Source organism: Ruegeria sp. K7 (assembly GCF_056531785.1).
In genome coordinates, this window is sequence record NZ_JBQFMJ010000017.1 from 15,146 (window position 1) to 41,554 (window position 26,409).

The 26,409-nt window shown below is 57.0% G+C and carries 30 protein-coding genes; 15 read left to right on the forward strand and 15 right to left on the reverse strand.

Going from position 1 to position 26,409, the window contains the following annotated elements:
- Positions 1 to 3: 3 nt before the first annotated feature.
- A complete protein-coding gene (gene pcaQ, locus ACR0FE_RS20850; protein ID WP_170617274.1) occupies positions 4 to 921 on the reverse strand; it encodes a pca operon transcription factor PcaQ in 918 nt (305 codons plus the stop codon).
- A 93-nt stretch (positions 922 to 1,014) separates the two neighbouring features.
- Here pcaQ and pobA point away from each other — a divergent pair, with 93 nt between their 5' ends.
- The 12 genes from pobA to ACR0FE_RS20910 all read left to right on the forward strand — a co-directional run bounded on the left by pobA (position 1,015) and on the right by ACR0FE_RS20910 (position 11,655).
- Positions 1,015 to 2,184: a 4-hydroxybenzoate 3-monooxygenase gene (gene pobA / locus ACR0FE_RS20855; protein ID WP_170807489.1), complete on the forward strand. Its 1,170-nt coding sequence runs from the start codon at positions 1,015 to 1,017 to the stop codon at positions 2,182 to 2,184.
- A gap of 23 nt (positions 2,185 to 2,207) precedes the next feature.
- Entirely contained in the window at positions 2,208 to 2,591 is a 384-nt protein-coding gene (gene pcaC / locus ACR0FE_RS20860; protein ID WP_170617270.1) for a 4-carboxymuconolactone decarboxylase, read from the forward strand.
- Positions 2,588 to 3,313 (forward strand): protocatechuate 3,4-dioxygenase subunit beta, encoded by a 726-nt coding sequence (pcaH, locus tag ACR0FE_RS20865; RefSeq protein ID WP_480915016.1) that lies wholly within the window; start codon positions 2,588 to 2,590, stop codon positions 3,311 to 3,313. Before pcaC ends, pcaH begins: the two co-directional genes overlap by 4 nt.
- 2 nt (positions 3,314 to 3,315) lie before the next feature.
- On the forward strand, positions 3,316 to 3,915 hold the full coding sequence (pcaG, locus tag ACR0FE_RS20870; protein WP_480915018.1) for a protocatechuate 3,4-dioxygenase subunit alpha: 600 nt from the start codon (positions 3,316 to 3,318) through the stop codon (positions 3,913 to 3,915).
- Positions 3,908 to 4,759 carry a 3-oxoadipate:acetyl-CoA acetyltransferase gene (locus tag ACR0FE_RS20875; protein ID WP_480915020.1) on the forward strand — a complete coding sequence of 284 codons (852 nt, stop codon included), beginning with the start codon at positions 3,908 to 3,910 and terminating at the stop codon, positions 4,757 to 4,759. Before pcaG ends, ACR0FE_RS20875 begins: the two co-directional genes overlap by 8 nt.
- Positions 4,759 to 5,544, forward strand: coding sequence for a 3-oxoadipate enol-lactonase (gene pcaD / locus ACR0FE_RS20880; protein ID WP_480915022.1), 786 nt, complete (start codon positions 4,759 to 4,761; stop codon positions 5,542 to 5,544). Before ACR0FE_RS20875 ends, pcaD begins: the two co-directional genes overlap by 1 nt.
- Complete coding sequence (locus ACR0FE_RS20885; RefSeq protein ID WP_480915024.1) at positions 5,541 to 6,599, forward strand: 3-carboxy-cis,cis-muconate cycloisomerase; 1,059 nt, start codon at positions 5,541 to 5,543, stop codon at positions 6,597 to 6,599. Before pcaD ends, ACR0FE_RS20885 begins: the two co-directional genes overlap by 4 nt.
- A 73-nt stretch (positions 6,600 to 6,672) precedes the next feature.
- Positions 6,673 to 7,707 carry a TRAP transporter substrate-binding protein gene (locus ACR0FE_RS20890; RefSeq protein WP_480915025.1) on the forward strand — a complete coding sequence of 345 codons (1,035 nt, stop codon included), beginning with the start codon at positions 6,673 to 6,675 and terminating at the stop codon, positions 7,705 to 7,707.
- A 63-nt stretch (positions 7,708 to 7,770) separates the two neighbouring features.
- Entirely contained in the window at positions 7,771 to 8,268 is a 498-nt protein-coding gene (locus tag ACR0FE_RS20895) for a TRAP transporter small permease (protein WP_170617255.1), read from the forward strand.
- Positions 8,261 to 9,652, forward strand: coding sequence for a TRAP transporter large permease (locus ACR0FE_RS20900; protein WP_480915027.1), 1,392 nt, complete (start codon positions 8,261 to 8,263; stop codon positions 9,650 to 9,652). Before ACR0FE_RS20895 ends, ACR0FE_RS20900 begins: the two co-directional genes overlap by 8 nt.
- A gap of 135 nt (positions 9,653 to 9,787) precedes the next feature.
- Positions 9,788 to 10,714 (forward strand): MBL fold metallo-hydrolase, encoded by a 927-nt coding sequence (locus tag ACR0FE_RS20905; RefSeq protein WP_480915029.1) that lies wholly within the window; start codon positions 9,788 to 9,790, stop codon positions 10,712 to 10,714.
- Positions 10,711 to 11,655 carry an MBL fold metallo-hydrolase gene (locus tag ACR0FE_RS20910; RefSeq protein WP_480915031.1) on the forward strand — a complete coding sequence of 315 codons (945 nt, stop codon included), beginning with the start codon at positions 10,711 to 10,713 and terminating at the stop codon, positions 11,653 to 11,655. Before ACR0FE_RS20905 ends, ACR0FE_RS20910 begins: the two co-directional genes overlap by 4 nt.
- Position 11,656: 1 nt before the next feature.
- Here the strand turns inward: ACR0FE_RS20910 and ACR0FE_RS20915 are convergent, their stop codons facing one another.
- From ACR0FE_RS20915 to ACR0FE_RS20980, 14 genes are all read right to left on the reverse strand, one after another.
- The gene (locus tag ACR0FE_RS20915; RefSeq protein ID WP_480915033.1) at positions 11,657 to 12,715 is read right to left on the reverse strand and encodes a YeeE/YedE family protein; all 1,059 of its coding nucleotides are present in this window, start codon (positions 12,713 to 12,715) and stop codon (positions 11,657 to 11,659) included.
- A 52-nt stretch (positions 12,716 to 12,767) separates the two neighbouring features.
- Entirely contained in the window at positions 12,768 to 13,991 is a 1,224-nt protein-coding gene (gene hemA / locus ACR0FE_RS20920) for a 5-aminolevulinate synthase (RefSeq protein ID WP_480915035.1), read from the reverse strand.
- Position 13,992: 1 nt separating this feature from the next.
- Positions 13,993 to 14,427: a DUF302 domain-containing protein gene (locus tag ACR0FE_RS20925; protein WP_480915037.1), complete on the reverse strand. Its 435-nt coding sequence runs from the start codon at positions 14,425 to 14,427 to the stop codon at positions 13,993 to 13,995.
- A gap of 79 nt (positions 14,428 to 14,506) precedes the next feature.
- On the reverse strand, positions 14,507 to 15,769 hold the full coding sequence (locus ACR0FE_RS20930; RefSeq protein ID WP_480915039.1) for an FCSD flavin-binding domain-containing protein: 1,263 nt from the start codon (positions 15,767 to 15,769) through the stop codon (positions 14,507 to 14,509).
- Between the two features lie 24 nt (positions 15,770 to 15,793).
- Complete coding sequence (locus ACR0FE_RS20935) at positions 15,794 to 16,447, reverse strand: c-type cytochrome (protein WP_480714432.1); 654 nt, start codon at positions 16,445 to 16,447, stop codon at positions 15,794 to 15,796.
- Positions 16,448 to 16,503: 56 nt separating this feature from the next.
- Complete coding sequence (locus tag ACR0FE_RS20940) at positions 16,504 to 17,562, reverse strand: c-type cytochrome (RefSeq protein ID WP_480915041.1); 1,059 nt, start codon at positions 17,560 to 17,562, stop codon at positions 16,504 to 16,506.
- Complete coding sequence (soxC, locus tag ACR0FE_RS20945) at positions 17,546 to 18,817, reverse strand: sulfite dehydrogenase (RefSeq protein WP_480915042.1); 1,272 nt, start codon at positions 18,815 to 18,817, stop codon at positions 17,546 to 17,548. Before soxC ends, ACR0FE_RS20940 begins: the two co-directional genes overlap by 17 nt.
- A gap of 64 nt (positions 18,818 to 18,881) precedes the next feature.
- Positions 18,882 to 20,579 carry a thiosulfohydrolase SoxB gene (gene soxB / locus ACR0FE_RS20950; RefSeq protein WP_480915044.1) on the reverse strand — a complete coding sequence of 566 codons (1,698 nt, stop codon included), beginning with the start codon at positions 20,577 to 20,579 and terminating at the stop codon, positions 18,882 to 18,884.
- 87 nt (positions 20,580 to 20,666) lie between these two features.
- Positions 20,667 to 21,512: a sulfur oxidation c-type cytochrome SoxA gene (gene soxA / locus ACR0FE_RS20955; protein ID WP_480915046.1), complete on the reverse strand. Its 846-nt coding sequence runs from the start codon at positions 21,510 to 21,512 to the stop codon at positions 20,667 to 20,669.
- Between the two features lie 70 nt (positions 21,513 to 21,582).
- Positions 21,583 to 21,912, reverse strand: a complete 330-nt coding sequence (gene soxZ / locus ACR0FE_RS20960; RefSeq protein ID WP_170617232.1) for a thiosulfate oxidation carrier complex protein SoxZ — start codon at positions 21,910 to 21,912, stop codon at positions 21,583 to 21,585.
- Between the two features lie 34 nt (positions 21,913 to 21,946).
- A complete protein-coding gene (gene soxY, locus ACR0FE_RS20965) occupies positions 21,947 to 22,363 on the reverse strand; it encodes a thiosulfate oxidation carrier protein SoxY (RefSeq protein ID WP_480915047.1) in 417 nt (138 codons plus the stop codon).
- A 46-nt stretch (positions 22,364 to 22,409) separates the two neighbouring features.
- On the reverse strand, positions 22,410 to 22,886 hold the full coding sequence (gene soxX, locus ACR0FE_RS20970; protein ID WP_170617228.1) for a sulfur oxidation c-type cytochrome SoxX: 477 nt from the start codon (positions 22,884 to 22,886) through the stop codon (positions 22,410 to 22,412).
- A 131-nt stretch (positions 22,887 to 23,017) separates the two neighbouring features.
- Positions 23,018 to 23,596 (reverse strand): thioredoxin family protein, encoded by a 579-nt coding sequence (locus tag ACR0FE_RS20975; protein WP_480915049.1) that lies wholly within the window; start codon positions 23,594 to 23,596, stop codon positions 23,018 to 23,020.
- Between the two features lie 14 nt (positions 23,597 to 23,610).
- Positions 23,611 to 24,351 (reverse strand): cytochrome c biogenesis CcdA family protein, encoded by a 741-nt coding sequence (locus ACR0FE_RS20980; protein ID WP_480915051.1) that lies wholly within the window; start codon positions 24,349 to 24,351, stop codon positions 23,611 to 23,613.
- A gap of 80 nt (positions 24,352 to 24,431) precedes the next feature.
- Between ACR0FE_RS20980 and ACR0FE_RS20985 the strand changes: the two genes are divergently transcribed.
- From ACR0FE_RS20985 to ACR0FE_RS20995, 3 genes are all read left to right on the forward strand, one after another.
- Complete coding sequence (locus tag ACR0FE_RS20985) at positions 24,432 to 24,806, forward strand: thioredoxin domain-containing protein (protein WP_170617222.1); 375 nt, start codon at positions 24,432 to 24,434, stop codon at positions 24,804 to 24,806.
- Positions 24,807 to 24,906: 100 nt separating this feature from the next.
- Positions 24,907 to 25,215 carry a metalloregulator ArsR/SmtB family transcription factor gene (locus tag ACR0FE_RS20990; protein WP_170617300.1) on the forward strand — a complete coding sequence of 103 codons (309 nt, stop codon included), beginning with the start codon at positions 24,907 to 24,909 and terminating at the stop codon, positions 25,213 to 25,215.
- Positions 25,216 to 25,258: 43 nt separating this feature from the next.
- A complete protein-coding gene (locus ACR0FE_RS20995; RefSeq protein ID WP_170619808.1) occupies positions 25,259 to 26,320 on the forward strand; it encodes a YeeE/YedE family protein in 1,062 nt (353 codons plus the stop codon).
- Positions 26,321 to 26,409: the final 89 nt, after the last annotated feature.

The following is a 26,409-nucleotide window of genomic DNA, read 5'->3' on the forward strand; positions in this document are numbered from 1 at the left end:
TGACTAAGCAAGGTTCAGATTGCTCACAGCGCGAACAGATGCTTGCCGGAACAGACTTGCCAATGGGGACATTTCACTGTCCGCCCGGGCCATTATGCCAATTGGCCCCGCAGTCAGACTTGTATCGATCGGTAGCGCCTTTAGCCGTCCGCTTTGGATGTCTGCGGCGACCACGCCCGTTGAAATGATCCATACGGCACCGCCGGCAAGCGCAACCTGCCGCCCGAACGCTGCGGAGACGGATTCGATCATTCTTGGAAAACTGCTCAGACCGTTGGCGATCATCATCCGGTCGACCAGCGGTCGGATCGCCGAGTCATCCGGCGGATAGATAACGGGATAGTCTGACAACTCGCTCAGGTTCTGGGCATGGACCAATGGGTGATCGGGCGCACAAACGATTGCGACGCGTTCGATATACATTTGAGTGAACGAGATATCCTTCATCGTCGTTGGTTTTCCCAGCCGACCGATGACAAGCTCCAACTGCCCCGCGTGCAAGCGATCGATCAAATATCCATGGGGGCCGTCCTCGACCCGGGGAATGGTGTCGGGCGAAAGCTGGGAAAAGATCTCGAGCGCATGCGGCAGTAACCGGGCGGCAACGCTGGGCAGGGCGCCAATGGAAATCGAACCGGCATCTCCCTTGCGGATCGCGGCGACGCTGTTCATCGCCATGTCCAAGGCTGTCATTCCACTTGTTGCGTGTCGCAAGAACACGTCCCCGGCCACGGTCAGTGTAATGCCACCCCTGTTGCGCTCCAGAAGGGTGGTGCCGGTGATGTCCTCCAGCTCTTTCAGGGTTTTCGAGATTGCAGGCTGACTGAGATTCAGGTTCTCGGCCGCAAGTTTCATGCTTTGTCGCCGCACGATTTCAACGAAGGCTTCGATGTGCCTGACTTTTAGCCTGCGATCGATCATCACTTTCCATTTTTGGAAACTAAATGGGACATAACGTCATTTTACATAACGAAAACCGTAGTGCAATCTGGTCGAAGTTGGAGGAGGGGACAGATGCGCACACAAGTCGTGGTCATCGGTGGCGGACCGTCAGGCTTGCTTTTGTCGCAGCTTCTGCATGTCCACGGCATAGACAGCATCGTTTTGGAGAGAAAGACCAAGGAATATGTCCTCGGCCGCATCCGCGCAGGAGTATTGGAAAAGGGATTTGTCGGCCTGATGGAAGAGGCCGGTGTCGCCGACCGCCTTCATGCCGAAGGTTTCGAACATGACGGCACGCTGATTGCTTATGATGACGAGTGCTTTCGCGTCGATTTTCGCGAACACACCGACACGCCTGTCGTCATCTATGGCCAGACGGAAGTGACGCGCGATTTATACGCTGCCCGCGAAGCCGCAGGCGGCAGGATTGTTTTCAACGTGGAAGATGTCACGATCCATGATGCCGACACCGACACGCCGTTTGTAACATTCACGGTCGACGGTAAGGAGCAGCGTGTGGATACCGATTTCGTGGCTGGCTGCGACGGGTTCCACGGCGTCAGTCGCCAGACCATTCCTTTGGATGTGCGCCGCGAATACGAAAAAGTCTATCCATTCGGTTGGCTTGGCGTTTTATCTGAGACGCCCCCTGTCCACGAAGAACTGATTTATTCTTCATCGAGCCGTGGTTTTGCGCTGTGCTCCATGCGCAACGAGTCTCTTAGCCGCTATTACATTCAGTGTTCGTTGTCCGACAAACCCGAAGATTGGTCTGACGCGTCTTTCTGGGCCGAGCTCAAGCGTCGTATCCCGCGCGAATTCGCCGATGCTTTGGTGACGGGACCGTCGATCGAGAAATCGATTGCGCCGCTACGCTCGTTCGTGACGGAACCGATGCGCTGGGGGCGGCTGTTTCTTTGTGGCGATGCCGCGCATATCGTGCCGCCGACCGGAGCGAAGGGGCTGAACACCGCGTCTTCGGACGTACACTACTTGTACAACGCCCTCAGGGACTTCTACGAAAACGGCTGCACCCGGGGAATCGACAGTTATTCGCAAAATGCGCTGGCCCGCATCTGGAAAGCTGAACGCTTCAGCTGGTGGTTTTCATCGCTGCTGCACCGGTTTCCGGATCAGTCCGAATTTGACCTTAAGATGCAGCAGGCCGAGATCGACTTCCTGCGGACAAACACGGCGGCCCAAAGGGCGATGGCTGAAAACTACGTCGGTTTGCCATATTGATGGGCATAGCCAAGGAGATAACGATGACGGATCGCTATACCACGGGAATGTCAGTCCGGCGCCGGGTGCTTGGTGATGTGCATGTGGACCGGGCGGAGGCACAGAAATCCGCCTTTGATGCGCCGTTCCAGGAAATGATAACTGAAACGGCGTGGGGCACCCTTTGGGCCAACGATGCGATCACACCGCGCGAACGTTCGATGATCACGCTTGCCCTGTTGGCGGCCACGCGGAACTTCGAAGAGATCCCGATGCATGTGAAGGCGTGCAGAAATACAGGTGCCTCGAGGGAAGACATCATGCAAGCTTTCATGCATGCGGCGGTTTATGCGGGTGTCGCCTGCGCAAACCAGGCCGTGAAGCTGGCCAAACAGACATTTGCCGAAATGGAGGGAGAGGTGAAATGACCAGGCCGATGGACCTGTACCAGCGGGACCGCGAATGGCACCCGCCTGCCTTTTCCCAGAATTACAAGACGAGTGTGTCGCGCTCGCCCAGAAATGCCCTGTTGTCGCTGGAACCTTCGCTGAGCGAGGCTGCGGGACCGACATTCGGCCATGGTGATCTGGACCCGCTGGATAATGACCTGATCCGAAATTACGCCAAGACAGGCGATCCGATCGGCGAGCGTATCATCCTCCATGGCCAGGTTCTGGACGAAAACGCACGGCCGGTTCCGAATGCCCTGGTGGAGATCTGGCAGGCCAATGCAGGGGGCCGTTATCGCCACAAGAAAGACACCTATCTGGCAGCGATTGATCCCAATTTCGGAGGGTGTGGCCGTACGCTGACGGACGAGAATGGCTGTTACACTTTCAGAACGATCAAGCCAGGGGCCTATCCGTGGCGCAACTGGGTCAACAGCTGGCGGCCGGCGCATATTCATGTTTCGGTGTTCGGCCCAGCCTTTGCGCAGCGGCTGATCACACAGCTATATTTCGAAGGCGACCCCCTGATTGCCAAATGTCCGATCGTGAACACGATTCCGGATCAAAAAGCGATTGATCAACTGGTTGCCGCGCTGGATCTGAACGCGACGGTTCCGCTGGACAGTATTGCCTACAAGTTCGACATCGTGCTGCGCGGTCACCGATCGACCTATTTCGAAAATCGACCGGACGGGAATTGATCATGGTTCAGAAGCTCGACTATCTGAAAGAAACCCCATCGCAAACGGCCGGACCCTACGTTCACATTGGCCTGGCCCCGGGGGATGCAGGGTTTGACATTTACCGGCAGGAATTGGGCCGGGACGTTGTCGGCGCGCAGGCCGTAGGTGAGCGGATCACCATTCGGGGCAGGGTGCTGGATGGCACCGGCGCGCCGGTCAAGGATGTTCTGATCGAAGTCTGGCAAGCCAATGCCAAGGGGATTTACCCCGGGCAGGGCGAGGTCGAGCCCGGTTTTCGTGGATGGGGCCGTATCATACCCGATTTTGAATCCGGAGAGTGGATCGTTGAAACAGTCAAGCCCGGCTCTGTTCCGTATCGGGACGGCAGGCCAATGGCTCCGCACATCAACCTGTGGCTGGTAGCCCGCGGCATAAATGTTGGGTTGAACACGCGGCTCTATTTCCCGGAAGAAGAGGCCGCCAATTCGGTTGATCCGGTTCTGAATCTGATCGAACAGGTTGATAGGCGGCAAACCCTGATAGCTGAAAGAACCCCGGACGGCTATCGGTTCGACATTCGCTTGCAGGGGGAAAATGAAACGGTGTTCTTCGATGTCTGACGAAACAAAACAAAACCCGTGTATTATTTGCGTGGCAATCACCGGCTCGGTTCCGACCAAGGCGGACAACCCGGCTATTCCGATCAGCGTGTCGGAACAGGTTGAAAGCACACATGAGGCTTTTGAGGCCGGTGCTGCCATCGCCCATTGCCATGTGCGCGATGAGGAAGGCAAACCTACTTCGGACCCCGATCTTTTTGCCGCGTTGAAAGAAGGGATCGAAACCCACTGTCCCGGCATGATCGTGCAGCTTTCGACGGGCGGGCGGTCCGGGGCGGGCTCCGCCCGTGGTGGTATGTTGCCGCTGCGGCCGGACATGGCGTCCTTGTCCGTCGGATCGAACAACTTTCCGACCCGCGTTTATGAAAACCCACCTGATCTTGTCGAATGGCTGGCCAGCGAGATGGTGAAATACGATGTCAGGCCAGAGATCGAGGCGTTCGACCTGTCTCATATCTTTCAGGCGGCCAAAATGCATAAGGCAGGTCAAATCAAGGATGTGCCCTATGTCCAATTTGTCATGGGCGTGAAAAACGCGATGCCCGTTGATCGTGAGGTTTTCGATTTCTACGTGCACACAGTCCGACGCCTTTGGGGGGATGTGCCATGGTGTGCGGCGGGCGTCGGGGCAAATCAGATCGTGTTGAACGAGTGGTCCGTTGTTTCCGGCGGGCATGTTCGAACGGGGCTTGAAGACAATGTGCGCCTGGATAGAACCACGCTTGCCCCGTCGAATGCAGCCCTGGTTCGTCGAGCCGTCGAAATCTGCGAAACGCACGAACGCCCCGTCGCGACTGTCGAGCAGGCACGTGCGATCCTTGGGCTGCGAGAGGTCGCCGCCTGATGCCGAGCTTCGCCAGACCCCGTGACGTAATCCTGCACTATGAAGTGGTAAACCACGGTGTCGGCGGAACGCCTGTTGTCTTTCTGAACTCTTTGGGGACGGACTATCGCATCTGGCGGGAAGTCGCGGCAGGTCTGGGCAAGACAGAATGCCTTCTTTGGGACAAGCGCGGGCATGGCCTGTCGGATTGCGCCGCAACTTCAATTGATACGCTGGCAGAAGATGTTGCGGATCTGATGGACATGTTGGGTTGGCGCAATGCAATTCTGTGCGGTGTTTCGGTCGGCGGACTGATCGCTCAGCGCGTCGCCAACCGACGCCCCGATCTTGTGGCCGGGCTTATCCTGAACAATACCGGCACGAAAATTGGGGATGACGAGGTTTGGAATACGCGCATTCAGGCTGTGCGCGAAGCCGGTATCGATGCCATCGCCGACACGGTAATGGAACGTTGGTTCTCCAACCGTTTCCGAGCCGAGCACCCCGATGCCGTGGCCGGTTACCGGAACATGCTGACACGCACACCTGCCGAAGGTTATGTCGCGACCTGCGAGGCCATTCGGGATGCGGACCTTGCCGAAACAACCAGCCAGATCAGAGTACCCACCATCTGTATCGGTGGGCGTGAAGATCAGGCAACGCCGCCCGAACTTGTGGAGGCTTTGGCCGACCTCATCAAAGGCGCAGAGCGGCATATTTTGCCGGATGTCGGGCACTTGCCATGCGTCGAAGCGCCGGGATTTGTCGCGGGTCAGATCCGGGCACTGTTAGGTGTTATGGCATGAGTGACGTGTTCGATCACCCTTGGTTGTCGGGCCTCTTTGGCGATCAGGACGCCGAGGCGATCTGGTCAGCCGAACGCACGCTGGCCCATATGCTTGCCTTCGAAGCCGCCTATTCCCGCGGGCTTGGCGCCATTGGCGTCGTGCCGGAGGACCAGGCCCGGGCCGCCGCCGAGTTGATTGAGCGCGCCAATCCGGACCTTCGGGATTTGCAGGCCGGAACCTTGAAAGACGGGATGCCAATTCCTGCATTTGTGCGTGGTTTGAAGGCCGAGGCCGGGCAATTGGACGGTGCGATCCATACCGGCACAACCTCACAGGATGTGATGGATACAGCGCTGGCAATGACAATGCGCGAAAACTCAGATCTGATCGCGGATCGCCTGTCGACCCTGACCGAGCGATTGGGTAGTCTGGGCTGGCGGTTCGGCAGCAACAAGATGATGGGCCGCACACGGATGCAGGCCGCATTGCCGATCTCGATCGGGCACCGGATCGAGAACTGGCAAGCGCCGTTGATCGAGCACGGCGATCGCATCGAACAGATGCGCAAGAGTGTCGAGCGCCTACAATGGGGCGGGGCAGTCGGGGATGGACAGGCCATTGGTGAAAAGCATCGCGACCTGGCAGCCTTTGTTGCCAAAGCGTTGTCGCTGCGCCCACCCAGCCGCAACTGGCATTCAGATCGCGCAACCGTCACCGATTATGCAAATCTGTTGTCGCTTATTTCCGGTTCGATTGGAAAAATAGGGCAAGACATCTGCTTGATGGCGCAGCAAGGTGTCGACGATATCAAGCTTTCGGGCGGCGGTGGGTCATCAGCCATGCCGCACAAACAGAACCCAATTCTTGCCGAATTGCTGGTGACGCTGGCGCGCTTCAATGCCACGCAAGTATCCGGGATGCATCAGGCGCTTGTGCATGAACAGGAACGTTCAGGAAGCGCCTGGTCGCTGGAATGGATGCTGTTGCCAAACATGGCCAGGTGCACGGCCAGATCGCTTTCTGCAGCGAATGCCCTGTGCGCGCAAATTGATTCAATGGGGGTGCGGGAATAGGCGCGAGGCAGACATCGCGCCGAACGCCAAACACCGAACTGCGCCATCACGACACAACGGAGGAGGAGAAATCATGACCATAAGGAAATCCTTGCTGAGTTCACTGGCCGCCCTGGCCGTTTCAGCAACAGCCAGCCTGGCCCAGGAAGTGACGCTGACGATGCATCACTTCCTGCCGCCAGTCGCAGCGGCGCACAAAGGCATGCTGCAGCCATGGGCCGATAAGATCACTGCCGACAGCGATGGCAGGATTGCGATTGAAATCTTCCCGTCAATGTCGATGGGTGGCAAACCACCTGAACTGTTCAGCCAAGTGCGTGATGGGTCTGCCGATATTGTCTGGACAGTCCTGGGATACACACCGGGTGTCTTTCCGCGCACCGAAGTTTTCGAGCTGCCGCTTGTACACGCAGGCTCTGCGACGGATACAACGGTCGCCATGAACGCCTCGATGGAGATGCTCGCGGAAGACTTCGATGACGTCCACGTCATCTTTCTGCACACCCATGATGGGAATGTCATACATTCGGCGTCCGACCCGGTGCGCACTCTGGAAGACGCAAAGGGGATGAAGCTGCGGACCCCCAGCCGTACGGGCGCGTGGGTGATCGAAGGCATTGGTGCGGAACCGGTTGGCATGCCCGTGCCAGCCTTGCCCGAAGCCATGTCGAAAGGCGTTGTGGATGGCGCGCTGATCCCGCTGGAAATCGTGCGACCCCTGAAATTGCAGGAACTGGACAAGTCCATAACGGAACTGCCGAACGGAGACCGCTTTGGCACCGCGACCTTCATGGTGGCGATGAACAAAGACGCCTACGAAGCGCTGCCGGATGACCTTAAGGCCGTTATCGACGCCAATTCAGGCGCCAATGTCGCGCGCGAGGTCGGGTCCAATTGGGAAGGTTTCGAAGAAAGCGGCACCGAGGCACTTGAGGCCGCAGGTGTAGAACGGATCGTGTTGTCCGACGAAGAAGCGGCCAAGTTCAACGCCGTGAGCGAACAGATCGTCCAGCGTTGGATTGACGAGGTGAGCGAGAAGGGCATTGATGGTGCTGCCCTCGTCGACAAAGCCCGCGCGGCAATTGCCGCAGCCCAGTCTGGCAAATGATTGGAAACCGACCGAGCGGTCCGATGATCGCCCGGTCGTTTGTGAAGCCTCGGGAATATGAGAATGCGCGTGGTTCTGAAACGGCTGGCGGATGCTTTTGCATTGCTCGGCGGCGTCATCCTGCTTGCGATTGTCGCCGTCACCACAACGAATGCTTTTGCCTTCATCCTCGATCGGTTTGCCGGGGCGTTTGGCGCGGATGTGTCGGGCCTGCCGGGCTATGAGGATTTTGTTCAGCTGGCAATCAGCTGCGCAGCCTTGATGTTCTTTCCCTACTGCCAGGAAAACCGAGGCCATGTGTCAGTGGATTTGCTGATGGATCACTTGCCGAAGGCCGTGCAGCGCGGCTTCGATCTTCTTTGGTTGGGGGTCACCGTCATTGTCGCTGTGTTTTTAAGCTACTGGATGGTTTTCGGTATGCTCGAAGTACGCTCGGACGAGGTGGTGACCAGCGTTCTGGGGTGGCCGACCTGGCCATTCTATTTCCCCGGTCTGCTGTCGATGATCCTGTGGGCTTTGATCGCGGTGTCTCAAGCATTCGAAGGCGCCGCTGATGCTTGATCCCATTTCCATCGGCATTCTTGGCCTGATCGTTCTTTTCGTCCTGCTGCTGCTTCGGATGCCCGTCGGGATCGCGATGATCGTTGTGGGGATTGGCGGCACGTGGGTGCTGAGCCAATCTGTCAGTTACATCCGGTTCGTGCCCTACCTGAAGCAATTCAAAAGCCTGTTGTGGGAAAACGTGGCCAACTATGACCTTTCCGTCGTCCCGCTGTTTGTCCTGATGGGCTATGTTGCGGCCGAAGCGCGACTATCCACTGATCTCTTCAAAGGCCTCGAAGCGCTCATGTCGCGTTTGCGCGGTGGCGTTGCGATGGCTGCGGTCGCGGCTTGCGGTGGTTTCGGTGCAGTTTGCGGGTCTTCTCTGGCGACTGCGGCCACGATGGGGCGCGTTTCGTTGCCTGAACTGAAACGGCTGGGATATGCGCCCAGTCTTGCCTCAGGATCACTGGCCGCCGGAGGGACCTTGGGAATTCTGATCCCGCCATCGGTAGCCCTGGTGATCTATGCAATCATCGTGGAAGGCTCGATCCTGCGGATGTTTCAGGCCGCTATCGTGCCAGGGATATTGGCCGTTCTGGGTTTTATCGCCGTGATTGCCATTCAGGTGAGGGTGAAACCATCGCTGGCGCCAGAGCCGACGCAGATGGATCCGGTTGAACGAAAATTGGCTATACGTCGCCTCTGGCCCGTTATTCTGATATTCGGCGCCATCATACTGGGTCTGGGCTTTGGTTTGTTCACGCCAACACCCGCCGCCAGCATTGGGGTTTTTGTGATAACGGCCTACGGTTTTGCACTGCGGGTGTTTACCGGCGAAGGCCTGGCGTTTTCCGGGTTGCTGAAGGCCATTCGCGCCACGGCAATCACCAGTGGAATGATCTACCTGATCCTTTTTGGCGCCGAAGTTCTGAAGGGCTTTTTTGCCCGCACTCAGCTGCCGCAGGCCTTGTCCGACTGGGCCGCAACCAGTGGTATGGATCCGATGCTGATCCTTGTGATCATGCTGTGCCTCTTTGTCATTCTTGGCTGCTTCATGGAAAGCTTGGCAATGATCCTTGTGGTGGTCCCGTTTTTCTGGCCGACCCTGATTGCGTTGAATGGGGGCGAGTACGCCACGGCCGAGACGGCGGCGTTCGGAATGGACGCCGATAACCTCAAGATCTGGTTTGGAATACTGGCGCTGATCGTTGTGGAACTAGGGTTGATAACGCCCCCCGTCGGGTTGAACGTGTTCATCATTTCGTCGCTTGAAAGGGATACGTCCATGGGCACGGTGTTCCGGGGCGTCTTTCCCTTTCTTGGTGCCGAGGTCGTACGGGTTGCATTGATCCTGTCGATACCGGCCCTGACGCTAGCGGTGCCGGCACTCATCGGGGGCTAAGCGAGTTTTGATACCTGTTTTGGACGCTTGCGCAGTATCTCCGACTTAGATGCGCTGTGTTTTTGAGGAAAACGGCACGGCACCAAATTCCTTTTCGCCGTTTACAAATTAAAATATTCATTTTAGTGATTGTGTATGAGTGAGAATGCATGGTCCCGACGCACTTTCTTGTTTCACGCTGCATGCCTGACGGCATTGGGTGCTCAATCCAGGATTGCACTCGCCGAGGTGCAGCTTGGGACTTCGGCCCGGATATCAACAGTGTCAGACGGGCACCTGTCGTTGCCGCCGGAGATGGTGTTCGGATCCATGCCGAATGAAGAGCTGAAGCAGCTTCTGAACCGCAATAAGGTGGACACGACCAAGTACGAGCCGGAGTGCAACGTTGCACTTTACCGCGACGATGAAAACACGGTGCTGTTCGATGTTGGGGCGGGTTCTGATTTCATGCCGACGTCCGGCAAGCTTTTGGAAACTCTTGAAACAATTGGCCTGGCGCCTGAAGACGTAACTCAGGTGATCTTTACCCACGCGCACCCGGATCACCTTTGGGGCATTTTGGACGACTTCGACGATCTGCTTTTTCCCAACGCCACGCACCACTTTGGCCGCAAGGAATGGGACTATTGGTGGAACCCTTCAACGGTAGGGTCGATAGGGGAAGATCGCGCCGCGTTTGCCGTGGGCGCAAAGCGACGCATGGAGGCGATTGAGGATCAGGTCGCGTTCTTTGACGACGGTCAGGAGATCCTTCCCGGTATCGCCGCTCGGGCAAGTTATGGGCACACGCCCGGCCATATGGCATTTGAAATTCGCAATGGAACCGAGGCCGTCATGATCGTCGGCGATGCGCTCGGGAATCCGCATGTCGCGTTTGAACGCCCGGACTGGCACAGTGGTACTGATCAGGACCCTGAAGCTGCAGCAACTGCGCGCACATCACTGCTGGGTCAGATTTCTCAGGAGCAAATGAAAATCATTGGCTTCCACCTGCCGAACGGTGGGATTGGCCGGGTCGAAAAGACCGGCTCCGCATATCGATTCATTGGAGAGCCTTCATGATGCGATCGTTTGTGATTGCCGTTGCCTTGGCCACACCAGCCTGGGCCAGCGAAGATATTGCGGATCAATACCCGCAAAGCGTGCTGTATTCCAAACCGGTCGAATACATTCCCGGCGTCTATTCTGCCATTGGCGCAACTGCTCCGCCCACCTATGAAAACTCCGGTCACAATAACAACCTCAGCTTCATCGTAACCGGTGAGGGCGTGGTCGTTGTAAACGGTGGTGCGGCCTATGTACTTGCCGAAGCGCTTCACAAGGAAATCCAGGCGATCACGGATCAGCCGGTCAAACTGGTCTTTAACGAGAACGGTCAGGGGCACGCGATGCTTGGCAATGCCTACTGGTCAGAACTTGGCGTTCCAATCATCGCACACTCGGATGCAGCGGCAGAGTTTGAGGAATACGGCGCCCAGATCCTGCAGGGGATGCAAGAGTACAACAAGGACAAATCCGAAGGGACGTTCCTGGCTGGCCCGACCGAAACATTCGACGACGAATATGTGGTCGAGCTGGGCGACTATCGCATTGAGGCGAAATACCTTGGACCGGCACACAGTCCCGGTGATATTTCGATCTGGTTGCCCAATCAAAGCCTTGTCATCGCAGGCGACATGGCCTTCCACGAGCGTATGCTGCCGATCTTTCAGGAGACCTATACGGCCGATTGGCTTGAGACCTGGGACAATGAGTTCGAAGCCTTGAATGCCACATATGTCATTCCCGGGCACGGCCACCCGACAAACATGGATCAGGTACGCCGCTATACGCGCGATTATCTGATTTACCTGCGCGGCAAGGTTCAGGAGCACATGGATGCCGGTGGCGATCTGGCCGAGGCCTACTACGTCGATCAGTCCCCGTACGCCCAACTGGATACGTTTAAAGAACTGGCAACAAAAAACGCCGGACGTGTTTTTGAGCAGATGGAATTCGAATAGTTCAGGATTGCTGTGGAACGGGCAACCGCATCAGCAATCTGTGCGTGCTGATCGCCCCAACCCACATAAAGAAGACGGCAAGCCATGCGGTCAACGACAAGGCTGATCCACCCGACAAACCGGCCCCAACGGCGCAGCCGCCTGCCAGCATCGCTCCGAAACCCATAAGAACGGCCCCGACCAGGTAGCGTTCCATCGGTGTATCCGGGCCAAACCGTTCAATCCTCCACTCTCCGGCAAGTATGGCAGATCCCGCCGCACCGATGGCCACACCCGGAACAAGGCCGATACCGAAGGACAGCACGACATTACGCTCTGCAACCAATGCCATCAGTGTATCTGTGGAGGGGCCCGTGAAGGTGACCGAGGACACGGGCACAACTTCAAAAGACGCTTGCGCGATTGCAAATGTCATCAACCAGCCAAGTGCAACCGCCACCCCAACTCCTGCTGCGGATACGATCCTGGTGATCGTGACATTCCGGCGGATTGCAAATGCAATTGCCAAGGCCAAACCGAAGGACGCAAGGCTTGCGTAAATCACCGGAGAAAACCCAATTATCTTGGACAGATCACGCGGCGCGCCTCCAGCGATGGTCCAGATGCCGGAAAGCGCCTCGCGCGCCGGGCTGAGAACACCGGTGTAGGCCGCCTGAGCCACCAAGGTCAGAATCAACCCCGCTACAAGGGCACGCAGGTTCCCGCTGGACGCCAGAACCAACAGGCGTGAGGCGCACCCGCGCGACAGAACCATTCCAACCCCGAACATTGCACCGCCAATTACCGCACCGCTGAGACTTCCCGTCGATGCAATCGCACGCGCCCCGGACAGGTCCAGCCATCCGAACGAGACAAACCCCTGCACCAGAGTCAGCGCTGCGGAGAAGGCAATCAGCCAAACCGCAAGCCGTGGCCCGAACTCACCTTCAGCGACCTCGACGGTCGAGGCGCGCAAACAGAAGTGGGATTTCTGGGCGGTCACACCGAATAGGAGGCCGACAAGCGCTCCGGCAAATGCCAGCGCGCCCGGGTCTCCCAGCAGATCGATGAGCCTCTCCATGGACAGAAACTCTCACCTCGTTGATTGTTCGTCTTTGTCTTTCGTCAAATTACTATTGCGCGGCCATCGGCGTTCGAGCCAGTTGGCATTGCGTCCAAAGCTCGCCCAAAGCGGCTACCAACCTGTCGATGTCTTCCGGTGAATGCACGGGCGACGGAGTGATCCGCAAACGTTCACTTCCCTTCGGGACGGTTGGGTAGTTGATGGGCTGGATATAGATCCCGAAATCGCGCATCAGAACGTCTGATATAAAGCGGCATTTGATCGGGTCGCCAACCATGACCGGGATGATGTGGCTTGGGTTGGGTGTGTGTGGAATGCCCAGATCGTCCAGCCTGTTTCTGACTTCCTGCACGCGTTGCCGGTGCAAATGCCGCTCCGCTTTGCTCTGCTTCAGATGACGAACAGAGGCCGCCGCACCAGCTGCCACGGCAGGGGGCAGCGCGGTGGTGAATATGAACCCACTGGCAAAAGACCGAACAAAGTCGACAAGGTCATGGGAGGCCGCGATGTATCCGCCGACTACGCCGAACGCTTTGCCAAGCGTTCCTTCGATGACGGTCAGACGGTCCATCAGACCTTCGCGTTCGGCAATGCCACCTCCGCGTGGGCCGTAAAGTCCGACGGCGTGAACCTCATCCAGATAGGTCATCGCGCCATAGCGATCCGCCAGATCGCAAATCTCGGCAATCGGTGCAATGTCGCCGTCCATCGAATAAACACTCTCGAACGCGATGAGTTTCGGGGTATTGGCCGGCAGGTCCGCAAGGTGCCTTTCAAGGTCCGCGAGGTCGTTGTGCTTCCAGATCCGCTTGTTGCAGCGACTATGGCGTATGCCCTCGATCATCGAAGCGTGGTTCAACTCGTCGGACAGAACAGTGATACCGGGGATCTTGGACGCCAAAGTGCCCAAAGCAGCCCAGTTCGACACGTAGCCGGACGTGAACAACAACGCCGCTTCCTTGCCATGCAGGTCTGCAAGTTCTTGTTCCAGCAACACATGCTCGTGCGTGGTTCCCGAGATATTCCGTGTTCCGCCAGCCCCGGCACCACAGCTGTCAATGGCCTGATGCATGGCGGCGAGGACTTTGGGATGCTGGCCCATCCCGAGATAATCGTTCGAACACCAGACGGTTACATTCTCAGGACTGTTCTTTGTGTGGCTTCGGGCAGTTGGGAACTTGCCGCACTGACGTTCCAGATCAGCGAAGACCCGGTAGTTCCCTTCTTCCTTCAGCTTATCAAGCTGGTCGCGAATGCACTGCTGGTAGTCCATTTCAGTTTCCAACGGCCTCTTCGACGATCTCGGACAACAGGGTCTGGACCTTTTGCATCGGACCGTCAGGATAGCTACGGTATCCCACCATCACGCCGCTATCGTTCTCGGCCACAAAAATTCCGTAGGGGCAGTAGCCGATATTCATTGGGTCGGCTTCCATCACCTCACGCGAGATCTTTGCTGAACAGAAGATGAAGATATCTGCGGCCGAAAAAATCTGTTTGTCGCTGCCGACATCAGCGCCTGTTCGGTTCAGCATTTCACCGACATGGCTGACATAATCGATGACCAACCCCTGTCCCACGATCGCGGACTCCACGGCGAAGGTGGCATCGTCAAAACTTCCGTCGAAGGGAGTGGTTATGATCGCTTCCGCAAGCGCCTGGCTTGCCAAGACAGCGGAAAGCGCGGCCGTAGCGATAAAGTGTTTCATGATCGTGATCCTCCTCGTGAACCGCATTTTCTCAGGTTGTGCTGCGGGGGCTTTGACACCGGTCAACCCCCCGATTCCTTTAGCCAAACATGTCCGAGGTGATACCCGCGTACCAACCAAGCGACTCTTCGTAGGTTGCTTTTCGAAGGTCTGCGTTTTCGCCTGTCTGACTGATGAAACCATCCACCTTGGCGATCTTCTCGGGCGTCGCTTCATACGTGGCACCGACCTTGACCCCGTCATCTGCATCGATGAGCGACCAGCACGTGTTCGAAAACTTGGCCGGAAACACTTTCGACCCGGTCAGCGCGCCTCGTACGGCATTTGCACAAACCTTCGCCTGACTGTTGGCCGAGAAACCGGATTTCGGCATGTCGCCCTGCTGGCTGGCATCACCAAGAACATAAATGTCCGGATCGGCTTTCGAGGACATGTCCGCCGCATTGACGGGCGCCCAGTTGCCGTCGGTCACACCCGCCATTTCCGCGATGCGCCCCGCTTTCATCGCCGGGATCACATTGCAGACATCGACCTTGGTCTCTTCACCGTCGATGGTCACAGTCATCGCGTCCGGGTTCACCGACACGTTGCCGCCGCCGAAGTCTTCACCGATCCAGTCTACCGTCCCTTCGTAGTGGTTTGCCCAGCCTTCCTGAAACAGTGACATCTTGGAAAACTTCGGTTTCGGATCAGCTACGATAATTTTTGCTGTCGGATTGTTCGCCTTCAAAACATGCGCGACCATTGAAACGCGCTCGTACGGCCCGGGAGGGCAACGGTAGGGATTCGGCGGGGCGACCATTGCAAAGATCCCGCCTTCGGGCATTGCCATTACCTGCGCTTTCAGGAGTTCGGTCTGGGAACCGGCCTTATATGCGTGCGGCATCTTGTTTTGTGCGGAGATATCCCAACCCTCGACCGCGCCATCGACGAAATCGATACCCGGGCTCAGGATCAGCTTGTCATACGGGACGGATCCACCCCCCGCCAGGGACACGGTCTTTGCGTCGCGATCCACGCCAACCGCCCAATCATGAACCACGTTGATGCCATAGTCCGCGGCCAGCGTGCCGTAGCTGTGTGCAATATCCGAAAGCTCCTGAAACCCTCCCAAATAAAGGTTCGAGAAGAAACAGGTGTAGTACGTTCTGGACGGCTCGATCAGAGTTACATCGATTTCGCCTTTGCTATCCTTGGCAATGTAGCGTGCAGCGGTTGCCCCACCGGCGCCGCCGCCAACAACCACGACACGTGGCTTGCCTTGCGCCAGTACCATCGGAGCGGACAGCCCGGCGGCAATTGCCCCGGCGGTTCCAAGAAATGCTCGTCTATTGATTGTCATCGCGTTTCCTCCCCTTAGTCACTTTTATTCTGGATTGTTGAAATAGGCGGCCAAGGCCGCGATCTCGTCGTTGCTTAGCCGTCCGGCGATCATTTGCATGACCGGATGGGGCCGCTGCTTTTGCTTGTATGCGTGCATGGCGACCACGAAGTCCTCATCAGGCCAATACACGATCGAAGGAATGCCATCGTCGGCCCCTTCGATCTGATGGCATGTCGTACATTCGCTGCTGAGATATGCGCCATAATCAGGATCACCCTGGATCGCCAGAATTGCCGGGTCGACCGAGCGATCGGTACTTTTAGCCGTTGGATCCGCTTCGGGAATATCCCGGGGGTTGTCCGAAAACGCCCGAAGATATGCGATGACGTTGGCCCGGTCTTCCGCGGTCTTCAAACCGCGAAAACTCATCCGTGTTCCTGACGCAAAGGCACGTGGGTTTTCGATGTAAGCCGACAGGGTGTCCGCGTGCCATTCCAGGCCCGAATTTCCTGCACGTTTCAGGCTTTTCGAATAGTTGAAGCCATCCAGCCCGGCGGCCTTGCGGCCGAAGATTCCGTTCAGATGTGGACCGATCTTGTTTTCAGCCCCGTCACCGACCTCGTGGCAGCCTTTACACTGCGCGAACACAGCTTTCCCGGCGTCCGCATCGCCCAGGTCCTCGGTTGCGCTTGCCATAGGTGCAAGACCACCCAAGACCGCAGCACAACTCAGTACCTTCGGCCACCCCATGGTCAGCCTCCGAACGACTTGAGATAGACAATGACCGCCTGGATATCGTCCTCTTTCTTAAGTCCCGCGAAAGACATTCGCGTCCCCTTCATGTAGGCTTTGGGCTTTGCCAGAAACGCCGCCATTTCTTCGTCAGTCCAGACGAGGCCGTCATCGGCGGCCGCCTTCATTGCCTTGGAGTATTTGAACCCTTCGACAGCACCGGCATTTGCTCCGATAATCCCATTCAAGGCCGGGCCCGTCCGGTGCTTGGCACTTTCACCGACCTGATGACAGGATTGGCACTTCTTGAAAACTTTCTTTCCGCTTTCGATCATCTCGGGATCAAGTGCGGCGGTTTGTTCTACTGCTGTAGCTTCCGCCGGTTTCTCTTCGACCTCCACCGATGCTTCCTGAACCGAAGGCTGCGCCTCGGTCGCCTCTGCTGCGGTTTCTTCAGGCGTAACATCCAAAACGGCCGCGCGCATCGTGATTTCCACGCTTTCCTTGCAATCGGTCATGCAAGGTTTGCTGGTCCAGAAATGGGCCTCAGCGGTTTCACGATCATCCACGATGAAACCGCCTGCATTCGGCATTTCGACTTCGAGGAAATTCTCGTGCGACAGAGTAAACTCGTCATCGACGATGTCATTGGAATAAAGGATATAGGCCACCATCGCATAGACATCATCCGTTTCCAGCGACTGTGCGTTTCCGAAGGGCATGGACCGGTTCACATAGTCCCAGACCGTCGAAAGATAGGGCCAATAGGACCCGACTGTTTTCAGAGGGTCCTTGTCGGCCAGTGTGCCTTCGCCGCCCGCCAGTTTGGGCCAGTTGTCCACGCCTTCCGCGAAATCGCCGTGGCAGATCGCGCATTGCTCGGCAAAGACCTCTTCTCCGGTGAACACGTCACCAGAACCCTCCGGCAAACCGGTTCCGTCCGGAGCGACGTCCAGATCCCACGCCGCAATCTCTTCTGACAGTGCTGGCCGTCCAAGCCCGAATTTTTCGGCATAAGCCGGTACGGCCATACATAAAGCAAGGGCGGAGGCGGCTAACAGCTCAGGATACTTCGACATTTTCCGCCTCTCCGGTCTCTTTGATCCACCAGGTCTGGATGCAATTGTTGTGGTAAATTGAATTCTCGCCGCGCACTTCACGCAGTTGGGCCTTGCTTGGCTGGACATAGCCTGTGGAATCCTTCGCGCGGGCCTGCAGAAGCATTTCGGACCCGTCCCAGTTGTAGTCCAGATAAAAGCGGGTCAGCGCCTTGTCCGTACCGGGCGCTGCCAGTCGGGCCGGAATCCAGTTCTTGCCCCCGTCCACGGAAACGTCGACACCCGTGATCAAGCCTCTTCCAGACCAGGCCAACCCCGTGATCACCAAGGGTCCCGGTCCGTGCTTGATCGGAGCCTGTGGACTGGGCGACGTTACAACGGACTTGGCGTCCATGACCCAGGTCCATTTGCGGGATGTGCCGTCTTCCAGCGTGTCGGTGTATTTCGAAGTCTCCTCGCGGCTCTCAATCGCCATTTCCGTGACCTCGACGCGGCGCAGCCATTTGACCCACATGTTGCCTTCCCAACCGGGGACGACCAGGCGAACCGGATAGCCATGTTCCTTGCGCAACGCCTCGCCATTGGCCTTGAAGGCCACGAGCACGTCGTCCATGGCCTTTTCCAGCGGGATCGAGCGCCCGTTCGAGGATGCATCCGCCCCTTCAACGTAAACCCACTTGCCTTCGGGCTTCACGCCGGCCTCTTCCAGCAGGGTGCGAAGCGATACGCCGGAATATTCCATATTGTGGATCATTCCATGGGTGAACTGCGCACCATTCAGTTGCGCACCGGCCCACTCCATACCTGTATTTGCAGCGCACTCGCAGAAATAAACGCGGTTCTCTCGCGGGAAGCGTTCAAGGTCTTCGTAGGTGAACACAAGGGGTGTATCGACCAACCCGTTGATCATCAGGCGGTAGTCCGCCTTGCTCAGTTCGATGGCGCCTGAATGATGCCTTTCGAACGCGCAACCCTGCGGCGTGATTGTACCGTCCAACGCGTGGATCGGTGTGAAGTTTATCGAACTGATCGTGTCGGCGGTCAGCCACTCGACATTGCGGCGCACGACGTCGTCTTCAAACTGGATCGGCAACCCGTAGGGGGTCGCATCCACGCCCTCACCAGTGGCCTGTGCCCATTCCTGAACCTGGGTAATCAGCGGATCGGGGCCGGCAGCGCGCGCTGCTCCGGCGCCGACTGCTCCTACTCCAACGGCGGCCGCGCCACTTAGAAATTGGCGGCGGGAGGGTGCCTTTTCTCTGGAGTTTTCACTCATCGTGTTTGCCTCCGTTACTCGATCAGCAAATTTTGTTTATGTGTTGCAAGTTCCGGCCGCGGCCTCAGGCGCCGATGACGTCGACCGATGTATTCGGCTCGACGGTCACGGTGCCCTGGCTGCGAATGTGGTTTTCGACGACATCCCAAATGGGTGGGCCTTCGGTGCCCTCGTTGACGCTGGCCCAACCCGCCACGACGTAGGTTTTCGACGGATCAATCGCATCGCCGGTCTTGAGAAGGGTCATTTCACTGATCCGCTGCCCTTGCGGTTTGGTTACGTCGATGCGGTAGCCAAGCCCGCCGACACGCACCATGTCGCCGCCCTGCTGGTAATAGGGATCAGGATTGAACAGGTTGTCACCGACATCTTCGAGGATCACGTGGATGAATTCGCCCGTCATTTCCGTGCGATACGCGTTCGGATAGGACATCGAGGTTACATTCCAGATGTCTTCGCGGGTAATGTCCTGCCCCGGCAGGATCGACGGCCCCCAACGGACGCCGGGCGACATCGCGATGTCCGCCTCGCGCTGGTTGATCAGGGCATCGCAGATCAGATCATCCCAAGTGCCGTTAAAGTTGCCCCGGCGGTAAAGCAACGAGTCGGTCTTTCCGATGACCTCGCTCAATGCCGCTTGATAAGGTGCGCGTTGTTCGTCGATCAAGGCAGAAATGGCAGGATCTGGGGCGATAACGTCCGAGAAGATCGGGATCAGCTTGTGCTTCAACCCCATCATCTGGCCATCCCGCACATCCAGGTCCACGCGGCTGAGGAATTTGCCATTCGAACCCGACGCGATGATGTAGGTCTTGCCAACCAGAACTGGCTCGGGCAGCGCATCATGGGTGTGACCGCTGAGGATCACGTCGATCCCCTGCACCCGGGCGGCCATCTTTTTGTCAACGTCGAAACCATTGTGGCTTAGGACAACGACAACATCGGCACCGGCATCGCGCACTTCGTCGACCATCGCCTGCATGTTTTCGTCCCGAATGCCGAAAGAGTATTCCGGGAACATCCAGCCCGGGTTGGCGATTGGCATGTAGGGGAATGCCTGCCCGATCACGGCGACCTTTGCGCCGCCCCGGTCAAAGAACTTGTAGGGTTGGAACAGCTCGGCGGGTTCGTCCCATTCGGCATCAAAGATGTTCTGGCCTAGGGCGGCAAAGGGCAAACCTTCAACGATTTCGTTTACTCTGTCGCTGCCCAGTGTGAATTCCCAATGGAATGTCATCGCGTCAGGTTTCAGCGCGTTCATGACATTGACCATGTCCTGTCCAGCCGTCTGGTAGCAGGTGTAAGAGCCGTGCCACGTATCGCCGCCGTCCAGAAGCAGGGCATCAGGGCGGTCAGCGCGGATAGCGTTTATGACTGTCGAGACCCGGTCCAGACCGCCGACCCGGCCATAGGCCTTCGCCAGCGCCGCGAAATCATTGTAGGTCAGCGCATAGGCAGACGGGCTTCCATCCTCGATCCCATAGGCTTTGCGAAACGCGGCACCCGTCACATGCGGCATCTGCCCACGCGCGTCGCCGATACCAAGATTCACTTCGGGTTCGCGGAAATAGATCGGCTTGAGTTGCGCGTGTATGTCGGTGACATGGATCAGGCTGATATTGCCAAAAGTCTCAAACTCCAGCAGTTGATCCTGCGTCAGGCTTTGCTGCGCGGCAAGTCTGGCCCAGTTTCCAAACCCGGACGCCCCATAGAGCGCGGAAGCGGCCATTGAAACCTGCAGGAAGTCACGTCGCGAAATCATCTATCGGCTTTCCTATTTCACATATAAATGTGTGAATATTTAATCAGTCGAAAACCCGCGCAAGACATCTCTTGCGCGGGTTCAGTGTTATTGACGCACGGCCGGAGTTTCGACCGACAGCCCGTTGCCGCGCGAAGCAACATAAAGCTCCAGCGCGCGGAACTCATCCGACCCTTCGGCAAAGGTTTCCGCCCGTGTGTCGCGAATACAGCCGCGGAAACGATTGTGGCGCGAAATCAGCTTGGCCTGTTTCAGGCGGTAGGTCGGAAATCCGTTGATCATACCCTGGCTCAGGTGATCCGCCCGGATCATGTTGCCCCAGTTGTCCTCATGACAATTGGCGCAGCTCAGTTCCAACTGGCCATAGCGGGTGTAGTACATTTCCTTACCCTGCTCCCAATAGGGGGCGGCATCGCCATCAATAGCGACGTTCATCGGCATCCCGCGTGACTGCAGACCAATCAGCGCGACCATTCCCTGCATGTCGCCGCCGGACCATTTCCAGGCATCGGCTTCCATGCGATCCGTACGACACTTGTTGATCAGATCTTCCATGACCATCAGCTTGCCGCTTTCGGCATCGACCTTGGGCATGGACGCCTGCAGCCCCTTGAAGCTTTCCACGCCATCATGGCACGAGGCACAGCTTTCACCAGCGGCCCCGTCGGCCGCCTGGAACAGGTCCGCCGCCTGATCGACAAAGATCATCGCCGGATTGTCAAAATCGTCGATTTGAAGCGCCTGGGTTTCATCGGTTCGGAAATGCCACCCCGAATAGATCTTGTCGAAGTTTTCGACATGCGCCGGTGCCGCGGTTACCGAGATCATATCCAGCTCGTCGTTGATCACGAGATTGTCGCCGTCTGGTTCGGCCACTGCCGCCACTGGGAAAGCCAGAATAGCCGCAATCGCCGTAAGTGCCTTAGTTTTCATTACGTTCCTCCCTTGGTGGACCAGCGCCAGAACTCATAACCGGCGCTGTCCTGCCTTAGCGGTCGAGCCGTCAGGCGATCTCGATCGATTTCTTTTCGTCGTAGACAGAACCGTCATCGTCGTACCATGTGAAGACAAACTCACCGGCCTCGGGCACGGTTGCTTCGAACTGGAAGTACGGGTTTGTCGAAATCGCCGGCTCCATCGTCACATCAACGACCAGCTCACCGTTAAACTCGCAGGTGAAACGGTTTATGATCGAACGCGGGATGACATTTCCTTCTTTGTCTTTGCGCTGACCGCTTTCCATTTTGTGGCTGATCAGCGTTTTGATCGTGATCGTTTCGCCAGCAGCGGCAGTCTTGGGAACCTTGACGCGGGGTTTTACACCGGATGCCATTGGTTGAACTCCTGTTCTTCAGGGCGCGTGGCGATCAGCCGCCGCAGCCGCCAATTGTCACTTTTACGGTCGCGGATGCCTTGGCAAAGCTACCATCCGCCATCTTGGCCACAGCAATGACGTCCTGCGTTCCGGCAAGCCGAATGCGCGTGGAAGCAGCCTGTTCGGCCGCCAGCGGGCCGAAATTGAACGTGGCAACGCCTGGCTCGGGGTTACCTGCCGCCACGATCAGAATTGCGGAAGCACCCGGCGCACTGACTTCAATCGGTACAGTATTGCCATTCTCGGCAATTTCCGGCGCCGTAAGGGTGACACCACCGTCCGTCATGTCCGCCCCGCCGGTAAACGCCGCGATGGCATCTTCGGCGGCCGCATTGGCGCGAAGCGGCATCAGTGTCAGGAACGCGGCGCTCAGGCCAAGGGCCAGAGTCTCGCGACGAGAAAGTTCCATCTTCAATCTCCTTCGGATTCTCACAATTTCACGCCTTAATGCGTGATCATTCCTCTTTCAGGGTCGCCAGAAATGCGACCACATCCTCGATCTCCTGCGCGGTGAGGATCGTCGTCAAAGGCGCTGACGGAGCTTTGCCGGTATAGGCGTCGCCGGGGCGAATATAACCGTCATCCTTGTAGAAGGCTGGCATGACCGTTCCTTCAAACGTCATCTTGGCATTTGCGACCAAACCGCGAAGTTCTGCTTCGCTCCAGCGATCGCCAGCTCCGTCCAGCATCGGTCCAACTTCGCCATGAAACGGAATTTCCGCCAAGGCCGTAACCGCGTGGCAGGCCACGCAGTTGCCCTTGGACTTGTCTCCGACGATGATCGCACCGTTTTCGGCATCACCTGCAACGCCGGTCAGAGAGACCTCGATTGCACCATAATCATCATAGGCTACGTCTTTCGGGCCTGTACCTGCCGCATAAGCGGCGACACCTGTCATTGCGCAGACCAAAGTTAAGAGTCTCAGCTTCATGATCCCTCCCATTTGCTACCGCGCCGATGGCGCTTTGCGGCCCAAAGCTTTGGTGTACCGTAGTCGACGGGCAGGGTTCGTCGCAACATTAAATTCATCAAAATGAATTTTTTTATTTGTAACGCTATCGCTCAGTCCTGCGAAATATTGTTTCGCTCCTGAATGCGCCGCGCATGATACCGTTGAAAATCTTCACCATTATCAAGTTCGTATCGTTTCTCATTGACCCACGTGAAAAGATCCAGGGTTGTTCCTTTGGAGAACGCGCCTGGCATGACGGCAACCGCCGCATTGATGGCCGTGGCGACCTGTGGAACTTCTTCCGGCAGAAAAACAAGCGTCGGGGTGAACAGAATCCCCCACTTGCGCATCAGCGCTCTTTGCTCATTTTCTTCCCCGTCAAAGTCGGTGGCGGTGGTGCTTCCATGCAGATCCAATTGGACCACAAAGAAGTTGTCTTCGATATACACCGCCAGATCAGGCTGGGGAAAAACCTCATCATGCATCTTTTGGCAATAGATGCAGCCTTGTTGTTCAATGAATAAAACCAAGCGCTTACCTTCACTTGAAGCCTCTTCAAGGTCCTCGCGGAGGTCCTTGAACGTATCGCGCATCCACGGCGTTTTGTGCAAGCCGTCGTCGCCCAGTTCCGCAGCGGAAACTGCCCCACCCAACAGGCACGCTGCCAGGAAAAGTAATACTCGGTTCATGTCTTCCTCCTGTCTTAGCCAATCGCCGCGAGCCAGGGCATATGGTCCAGCATCCACTGGGCGATGAGGTTGATAGAGTTGGTTGCAATCAGCACGCCGAAGAGAATCAGCAGCCCACCCATTGCCTTTTCGATCAAAGGCAAATGCTTCCTGAACCGCGCCATCCATTGCATGAACGGGCGAACCAAAAAGGCCGCCAGAACAAACGGCGCGGTCATTCCTGCACCGTAGACGAACAAAAGCATTGCACCACGCCAGGCCGTCTCGGTACCTGCCGCCGTAAACAGGATTGCCGCAAGCACCGGTCCGACGCAGGGTGTCCAGCCAAAAGCAAAGGCCAGTCCAAGAACGTAGGCTCCGATCAGGCTTATATTCGACGTCTCGCCTATGTCCGCGCGAAACTGGCGATACAGAAACCCGATGCGGACAAGCCCAAGGAAATGCAGTCCCATTGCAATGATGATGGCCGCCGCGATCCAGCGTAGAATGTCAAAATACTCTCGGACCAACTGCCCAAAAATCGAAGCCGTCGCTCCGAGAGCCATGAATACGGTGATGATCCCGGCCGCAAATGCGATTGCAGATAACGTGGCCCTGCGACGGACGCCGGGCGAAATGGCGGAACCTGCTGAAATCTGCTCCATCCCGACACCCGCCAGATAGCTGAGGTAGAAGGGCACAATCGGCAGGATGCAGGGAGAGAGAAAAGATAAAAGCCCCGCGACCAAAGCTCCTGCAAATGTAATGTGGAGCATGGTCAAACCCGTCCCAAAACGCTATCATTCACACATTCAAAATAGTAAAGATATAATGCTGCGGTCAATCGGAGCTTGAGATGCGTCAATTACTCTTGCTTGTTCTGGCAATCACATTGCTTGTTTCCCCTGTGTCTTCGCGGGCCGAAATGACACTTCTGATGGCAGAGGAAGATGGGTGTATATGGTGCGCCCGTTGGGATTCCGAAATCTCTCAGATCTACCCGAAAACGCCCGAAGGACATACCGCACCATTGCAGCGCGTCGATATCCACGCAGCACTGCCAGACGGTATTTCTCTGACAAAACCTCTCTACTACACGCCGACCTTTGTTTTGTTGGACAATGGCCACGAGGTCGGCCGGATCGAAGGCTACCCGGGCGAGGACTTTTTCTGGGGCATGTTGGGTGTTTTGCTTCGTGACGCAGGAATACCGATTGAGACCTCTGGCTAATTGGCGGCAAATTATATAAACTGTTTTGAATACGTGAAGCCAAGACAGCGAGGCATTCTTGTTGGACAAACCATCGAAACTGCCTGTGTTCTCGAAGGACATGTGTGCAGAAGATCTGGACCGAATGATGGAAAATGCCCAGACTGCATCAAACTTCCTGAAGGCTATCAGTCATGAAGGGCGTTTGATGATCCTGTGCTATCTGTCCTCGGGGGAAAAATCCGTCACCCAGATGGAGGAGATGCTATCGGCTCGGCAGGCTGCGGTCTCTCAACAACTGTCTCGCCTGCGCTTCGAAGGTCTGGTCAAAACCCGGCGCGAAGGAAAAACGATCTACTACAGACTGGCTGACGACCGATCGACACAGATTCTCGAGGTTGTTTACGATCTTTTCTGCAGGGAAAATTAGAGGCCCTGTCTGAAAGGCCGCCAGCTTTGGGAGGGGACTGGCCATGTTCGAATTGCTGGGAGACGCCAATTCCGTTGCCCTGATCGGATTGATCGGCGGGATAGTGTTGGGATTGGCGGCACGTATCGGTCGTTTCTGCACGTTGGGCGCGATTGAGGACTACCTATACGCGGATGATGATGGGCGGCTGCGAATGTGGGCGGTGGCAATCGGTGTGGCCATTGTCGGTAGCCACGTGGCTATGGCGTTGGGTTGGCTCGATCCCGTCGAAACGACATATCTTGCACAATCGTGGAACCCGCTCGGCTCGATCGTGGGGGGGTTGCTGTTCGGCTACGGCATGGCCATCAGTGGAAACTGTGGCTACGGCGCATTGGCAAGGCTGGGGGGCGGTGACCTCCGATCATTCGTAATCGTATCTGTCCTTGGTCTGTCAGCATACGTCGCGATGTCGGGCCCTTTGGCGTATCTCAGGGTTTCGGTATTTCCTGTGGAAATGGATATCGGCCAGCCGCAGAGCATCAGCTTACTGGCCGAGCGCTTGACCTCTGTTCCGGCCTGGTTGATTGGCACGCTTGTCGGCGCCGCCACGGTGGGTTTCGCTCTGGCAAACGAACGGTTTCGCCGCACCCCGTCGCGGGTATTTTGGGGCACAGCCGTAGGACTGGCGGTCGCCTCAGGTTGGCTTGGAACGTATCGGGTTGCGTCTCATGGCTTTGACGGAGAGACGGTGCAGACCCATACATTCGCAAAGCCGCTGGGTGACACGATACTCTATCTGATGACGGCGTCCGGCACCACGCTTTCCTTTGCTGTCGGTTCGGTCTCAGGTGTTCTCATCGGAGCGTTCCTTGGATCCTGGTCCAAGGGCCATTTCCGGTGGGAAGCGTGCGAGGATCCACGTGAACTCAAGCGGCAAATGCTGGGTGCCGCCATCATGGGCCCGGGCGCGGTCATCGCGGTTGGATGCAGCGTTGGACAAGGCATCTCTGCCTTCTCACTTCTTGCCTACAGCGCGCCCGTCACATTCGCTGCGATCTTCGCCGGGGCAGCCCTTGGTTTGAGGCAACTCGTCTCAGGGCTGTCTTTCATAACTGAGCGTTGAGTTCCTAATTCAACGCCAACCGGAAACAACTTCCCGCCGCCTCCCTGACGTCGGTGAGTTTCTTTCGCCAATAATCAGTTCGTGTTGAT

What these genes read in the sequence shown, in the direction of transcription:
- pcaQ (WP_170617274.1), bottom strand. Translation starts at nt 921, where the DNA reads ATGATCGATCGCAGGCTAAAAGTCAGGCACATCGAAGCCTTCGTTGAA.
- pobA (WP_170807489.1), top strand. Translation starts at nt 1,015, where the DNA reads ATGCGCACACAAGTCGTGGTCATCGGTGGCGGACCGTCAGGCTTGCTT.
- pcaC (WP_170617270.1), top strand. Translation starts at nt 2,208, where the DNA reads ATGACGGATCGCTATACCACGGGAATGTCAGTCCGGCGCCGGGTGCTT.
- pcaH (WP_480915016.1), top strand. Translation starts at nt 2,588, where the DNA reads ATGACCAGGCCGATGGACCTGTACCAGCGGGACCGCGAATGGCACCCG.
- pcaG (WP_480915018.1), top strand. Translation starts at nt 3,316, where the DNA reads ATGGTTCAGAAGCTCGACTATCTGAAAGAAACCCCATCGCAAACGGCC.
- ACR0FE_RS20875 (WP_480915020.1), top strand. Translation starts at nt 3,908, where the DNA reads ATGTCTGACGAAACAAAACAAAACCCGTGTATTATTTGCGTGGCAATC.
- pcaD (WP_480915022.1), top strand. Translation starts at nt 4,759, where the DNA reads ATGCCGAGCTTCGCCAGACCCCGTGACGTAATCCTGCACTATGAAGTG.
- ACR0FE_RS20885 (WP_480915024.1), top strand. Translation starts at nt 5,541, where the DNA reads ATGAGTGACGTGTTCGATCACCCTTGGTTGTCGGGCCTCTTTGGCGAT.
- ACR0FE_RS20890 (WP_480915025.1), top strand. Translation starts at nt 6,673, where the DNA reads ATGACCATAAGGAAATCCTTGCTGAGTTCACTGGCCGCCCTGGCCGTT.
- ACR0FE_RS20895 (WP_170617255.1), top strand. Translation starts at nt 7,771, where the DNA reads ATGCGCGTGGTTCTGAAACGGCTGGCGGATGCTTTTGCATTGCTCGGC.
- ACR0FE_RS20900 (WP_480915027.1), top strand. Translation starts at nt 8,261, where the DNA reads ATGCTTGATCCCATTTCCATCGGCATTCTTGGCCTGATCGTTCTTTTC.
- ACR0FE_RS20905 (WP_480915029.1), top strand. Translation starts at nt 9,788, where the DNA reads ATGAGTGAGAATGCATGGTCCCGACGCACTTTCTTGTTTCACGCTGCA.
- ACR0FE_RS20910 (WP_480915031.1), top strand. Translation starts at nt 10,711, where the DNA reads ATGATGCGATCGTTTGTGATTGCCGTTGCCTTGGCCACACCAGCCTGG.
- ACR0FE_RS20915 (WP_480915033.1), bottom strand. Translation starts at nt 12,715, where the DNA reads ATGGAGAGGCTCATCGATCTGCTGGGAGACCCGGGCGCGCTGGCATTT.
- hemA (WP_480915035.1), bottom strand. Translation starts at nt 13,991, where the DNA reads ATGGACTACCAGCAGTGCATTCGCGACCAGCTTGATAAGCTGAAGGAA.
- ACR0FE_RS20925 (WP_480915037.1), bottom strand. Translation starts at nt 14,427, where the DNA reads ATGAAACACTTTATCGCTACGGCCGCGCTTTCCGCTGTCTTGGCAAGC.
- ACR0FE_RS20930 (WP_480915039.1), bottom strand. Translation starts at nt 15,769, where the DNA reads ATGACAATCAATAGACGAGCATTTCTTGGAACCGCCGGGGCAATTGCC.
- ACR0FE_RS20935 (WP_480714432.1), bottom strand. Translation starts at nt 16,447, where the DNA reads ATGGCAAGCGCAACCGAGGACCTGGGCGATGCGGACGCCGGGAAAGCT.
- ACR0FE_RS20940 (WP_480915041.1), bottom strand. Translation starts at nt 17,562, where the DNA reads ATGTCGAAGTATCCTGAGCTGTTAGCCGCCTCCGCCCTTGCTTTATGT.
- soxC (WP_480915042.1), bottom strand. Translation starts at nt 18,817, where the DNA reads ATGAGTGAAAACTCCAGAGAAAAGGCACCCTCCCGCCGCCAATTTCTA.
- soxB (WP_480915044.1), bottom strand. Translation starts at nt 20,579, where the DNA reads ATGATTTCGCGACGTGACTTCCTGCAGGTTTCAATGGCCGCTTCCGCG.
- soxA (WP_480915046.1), bottom strand. Translation starts at nt 21,512, where the DNA reads ATGAAAACTAAGGCACTTACGGCGATTGCGGCTATTCTGGCTTTCCCA.
- soxZ (WP_170617232.1), bottom strand. Translation starts at nt 21,912, where the DNA reads ATGGCATCCGGTGTAAAACCCCGCGTCAAGGTTCCCAAGACTGCCGCT.
- soxY (WP_480915047.1), bottom strand. Translation starts at nt 22,363, where the DNA reads ATGGAACTTTCTCGTCGCGAGACTCTGGCCCTTGGCCTGAGCGCCGCG.
- soxX (WP_170617228.1), bottom strand. Translation starts at nt 22,886, where the DNA reads ATGAAGCTGAGACTCTTAACTTTGGTCTGCGCAATGACAGGTGTCGCC.
- ACR0FE_RS20975 (WP_480915049.1), bottom strand. Translation starts at nt 23,596, where the DNA reads ATGAACCGAGTATTACTTTTCCTGGCAGCGTGCCTGTTGGGTGGGGCA.
- ACR0FE_RS20980 (WP_480915051.1), bottom strand. Translation starts at nt 24,351, where the DNA reads ATGCTCCACATTACATTTGCAGGAGCTTTGGTCGCGGGGCTTTTATCT.
- ACR0FE_RS20985 (WP_170617222.1), top strand. Translation starts at nt 24,432, where the DNA reads ATGCGTCAATTACTCTTGCTTGTTCTGGCAATCACATTGCTTGTTTCC.
- ACR0FE_RS20990 (WP_170617300.1), top strand. Translation starts at nt 24,907, where the DNA reads ATGTGTGCAGAAGATCTGGACCGAATGATGGAAAATGCCCAGACTGCA.
- ACR0FE_RS20995 (WP_170619808.1), top strand. Translation starts at nt 25,259, where the DNA reads ATGTTCGAATTGCTGGGAGACGCCAATTCCGTTGCCCTGATCGGATTG.